Genomic DNA, 3,888 nt, shown 5'->3' on the forward strand with positions numbered 1-3,888 from the left:
GCCGGCGAGGCCCTGGGCGTCGAGCGCTGCGATCGCGCCGCCGGCAGTGCCGTCGTTTGAGGCGACGACGGCGTCAACCTTGTTGTTGTTGGCGGTCAGGAACTGCTCCATGTTACGCTGAGCGTTCTCCGGCAGCCAGCCGTCGGTATAGGCTTCGCCGACATTCTTGATCTTGCCGGCGTCGATCGCGGCCTTCAGCACTTCCTGCTGGCCCGAGAACAGGAAGTCGGCGTTCGGATCGGAAGACGAGCCCTTGATGAAGACGTAGTTGCCTTCCGGCTTGGCCTTGAAGACGCCTTCAGCCTGCAGGCGGCCGACTTCCTTGTTGTCGAAGGTGATGTAGAAAGCGGCCGGGTTTTCGATCAGGCGGTCGTAGCCGACGACAGGGATGCCTTCGGCGGCGGCCTTTTCGATCGCCGGGGCGATGGCGTCGGAATCCTGTGCGAGAATGATCAGCGCATTGGCGCCCTGCGAAATCAGCGATTCGACGTCGGTCAGCTGCTTGGCGGCAGAAGACTGCGCGTCAGCGGAAATATACTTGGCGCCCTTGGCTTCGAGAGCCTTCTTGATGGCGGCCTCGTCGGTCTTCCAGCGTTCTTCCTGGAAATTCGACCAGGAAACGCCGACGACGAGATCGGCGGCCATGGCCGCAGTATGCACGGAAACGAGAATGGCGGCACCCGCCATCAGTTTCAAAATAGACTTCATAATGTCCTCCCGAGTGAGTTGCGACCGGCCCAGCCCATGCTTCCTCCGGCCACCGCGATAAGCCTGTCCAGAAAGGTTCGGATTTTTTTCTCGACAGTCGAGAAATTTAGTGTCAGAGATTTTTTCAACTGTCAACACTGCACTGCCAGCTTAATTTCCTTGCGAAACACCGGCTGGAGATGCAGTGGAAACCACGGGAAGAGCAAGCAGGAGGAGAGGGCGGCATTCATGCTGACCAAGTCGAGCACGGAGCTGGTCCGGCAGAGAAACAGCGTGCTCGTGCTGTCCGTGCTGCGTCGCCACGGTGCGCTCGCGCATACTGAAATATCCGATTTCACCAGGCTTTCGTCGGCCACCATTTCGGCGATCACCACTGAGCTGGAAAAAGCCCAGATCATCGAAAAATCGGAACAGCAGCCGGCAAGCGGTCGCGGCCGGCCGCGCGTGCTGCTGCGCCAGCGGCGCGATTGCGGTTATCTCATCGTCGTCATCATCTCCTCGGATGCGGTGCAATATTCGCTGGTCGATTATGCCGGCAAACTGATCGACCGCTTCAGCGAGGAACGTTCACATGATCCGGCAGGCGCCCTCCGTTTTGTCGCGGCCGTGCGGGCCGGGCTTTTGCGGATTCTCGATCGTTCGAAGATCAGCCAAGAAAAGGTGCTGCTGATCTCGATCAGCAGCAAGGGGCTGGTCAATTCCACCGAGCCGGTTCTCGTCTGGTCGCCGATCTTCGGCAGCGATCAGATCGATTTCGAATCAGCACTCCGGCCGGAATGGCAGGCCAAGGTGATCCTCGACAACGAGACGCTGCTGGTCGCGGCGGCACTCGGCGCGCGCGAGGAGATGGTGAAGGGCGCCGATTTCCGCTCGCTCGCCGCCCTTTCGCTCGGCCATAGCGTCGGGCTCGGCATCGTCAGGCGGGGGAACCAGACAGGCCAGGAGATATCGGCGCCGAATTTCGGGCACATGCTGCACATGGCCAATGGCGGGCTCTGCCGCTGCGGCACCCGCGGCTGCATCGAGGCCTATGCCGGTTTCTACGCGATCCTGCGCAGCGCCTTCGAGGTGCCGCTCGATACGATCCCGGCAAAGTTCGTGCCGGTGGCGGAACTGGACAAGATTGCCGCAAAGGCGCGCCAGGGCCAGCGGGTCCCCGCCTTCGCCTTCCGCCAGGCGGGACTGGCGCTCGGCAACGGGCTGTCGCGCATGCTGAGCCTGACGGAGCGCATGCCGATCGCCATCACCGGGCCGGGCACGCGTTATTACGACCTTCTTCGGCAAGGGATCGAAGAGGGGCTCGGGCAGTCGCATATCGTGCGCATGGAAGGCATGCCCGAGATCAGGGTAGTGGCCGACGAGCAGATCCTCGTCTTCGAAGGACATCTGAACCGGGCGCTATCCGTCATCGACGAGGATATCGTTGTCTCGGGCGTTCAGGGAGCGGATTGAGGATGCATCGCTAAGGGCGAATGATTGGGCTTCGGCTCAGTTCAAAGCTATCAGTTTCATTCATCAGCCCGGTCTGTACCCCAAAGAAAACCCCTCCCCACAAGGGGGAGGGACTTAAACTGCCGCACCCGCTTTCCAAATCTTCGGCGTTTCGGGATGGGCGGCGCAGGTGCAGCAGGTTAGCCCCTCCCACCTGTGGGGAGGGGTTGGGAGGGGTCTTTTTGAGGTCCGCCCGCGCGCTTCATTAAACGCGAAATGGCCGGGCGAGTGCCCGGCCATCTCATGCATGGCTTCCGGTCGGGAGAGGGCCGTCAGCCGATCCTGATGAGCTTGCCTTCCTTGACGGACAGGACCGCGGCATCGGCGAGTGCCAGCGCTGCGAGACCATCGGCGCCTGATGGTGAGATCTTGGTGCCCTTCTCGATCGCGGCGATGAAGCCGGCAATCTCGTTCGCATAGGCTTCGGTGTAACGGGTCATGAAGAAATCGTGCAGCGGCGGGCGGGTATAGCCATCGCCGTTTGCCACCTCGATCGAAACGGGACGTTGGTTCTCGGCCGAGACGAGGCCCTTGGAACCATGCACCTCGATGCGCTGGTCATAGCCATAGGTGGCGCGGCGGGAGTTGGAGATGACGGCCTGCTTGCCGGATTTCGTCTGCAGGATCACCGAGGCGCTGTCATAGTCGCCGGCTTCGCCGATCGCCTTGTCGACGAGAACAGCAGCGGTCGCGAAAACCGACACCGGTTCTTCGCCGAGCAGGAAGCGAGCCATGTCGAAATCGTGGATCGTCATGTCGCGGAAGATACCGCCCGAGCGCTTGATGTAGTCCACCGGCGGGGCGCCGGGATCGCGCGAGGTGATCGTCACCATCTCGACATCGCCGATCTTGCCTTCGTCGATGACCTTGCGGACAGCCACGAAATGCGGATCGAAGCGACGGTTGAAGCCGACCATCAGCTTGGCGCCGGTCTCTTCCACCACCTTGATGCAGGCCTTGACACGGGCGACGTCGAGATCGATCGGCTTTTCACAGAAGATCGCCTTGTCGGCGCGGGCGAAGCGCTCGATCAGATCGGCATGGGTATCCGTCGGCGTGCAGATGACGACGGCGTCGATGTCCTTGGCTGCCTCGATCGCCTCGATGGTGCGGACCTCGCAGCCATAGGCGGAGGCGATGGCTTCGGCTGCCTGCGGAAAGGCGTCGGCGACCGCGACGAGCTTTGCATTGGCGTCGCCGCTGACAGCCTTCGCATGAACCTTACCGATGCGGCCGGCGCCAAGAAGACCAAATCTCACTGTCATTCCAACCTCCCTTGAATTCGGAACAAATAAACCGAATTGTCAAATTTCTGGAATTTTCATTCCACCTTCTCTGCGTCGCGTCAAGGCCTCGGATCTTTCACATTTGCAAGATTCGAACCAGAGCATTTCCGCCTCGGATTGAAGCGTTCTACTGGAGCCGGCTTGTCGAACATTCGATACCGTTTGAGCCAACAGAATACTTTAATCTGGCCAGGAAAGGCTTTAGAGACAAGCGCGGCACAGGCCGAGGGCAGTGCGACATATCCGACCGCGGGGTAAAGATGCAGCTGATCGATCCGAACCATCCGGCATACCGGCGCCTCTGGGTGCGAGTTGCCATCGTTGCCGTCTGCTTCGGCTGGGCCGTGGTCGAGTTCGTCACCGGCGATCCGTTCTGGGGCGTGCTCGCGGGCGGGGCGGGCGC

The 3,888-nt window shown here is 61.1% G+C and carries 3 protein-coding genes; 1 reads left to right on the plus strand and 2 read right to left on the minus strand.

Annotation, left to right across the window (positions count from 1 at the left end; genetic code table 11):
• On the minus strand, positions 1-708 hold a 708-nt coding region (locus FY112_RS01640), incomplete at its 3' end, for a substrate-binding domain-containing protein (protein ID WP_151517488.1).
• A gap of 228 nt (positions 709-936) precedes the next feature.
• On the opposite strand from FY112_RS01640, the gene FY112_RS01645 reads away from it, so the two are divergent.
• The gene (locus tag FY112_RS01645; protein ID WP_151517489.1) at positions 937-2,160 is read left to right on the plus strand and encodes an ROK family transcriptional regulator; all 1,224 of its coding nucleotides are present in this window, start codon (positions 937-939) and stop codon (positions 2,158-2,160) included.
• A gap of 311 nt (positions 2,161-2,471) precedes the next feature.
• On the opposite strand, the gene iolG is transcribed toward FY112_RS01645, so the two are convergent.
• Entirely contained in the window at positions 2,472-3,464 is a 993-nt protein-coding gene (gene iolG / locus FY112_RS01650) for an inositol 2-dehydrogenase (protein WP_151517490.1), read from the minus strand.
• Positions 3,465-3,888 lie beyond the last annotated feature (424 nt).

The sequence above is a fragment of the Rhizobium sp. PEPV16 genome, assembly GCF_008919455.1.
Lineage (GTDB): Bacteria > Pseudomonadota > Alphaproteobacteria > Rhizobiales > Rhizobiaceae > Rhizobium > Rhizobium leguminosarum_Q.

What these genes read in the sequence shown, in the direction of transcription:
- FY112_RS01645 (WP_151517489.1), top strand. Translation starts at nt 937, where the DNA reads ATGCTGACCAAGTCGAGCACGGAGCTGGTCCGGCAGAGAAACAGCGTG.
- iolG (WP_151517490.1), bottom strand. Translation starts at nt 3,464, where the DNA reads ATGACAGTGAGATTTGGTCTTCTTGGCGCCGGCCGCATCGGTAAGGTT.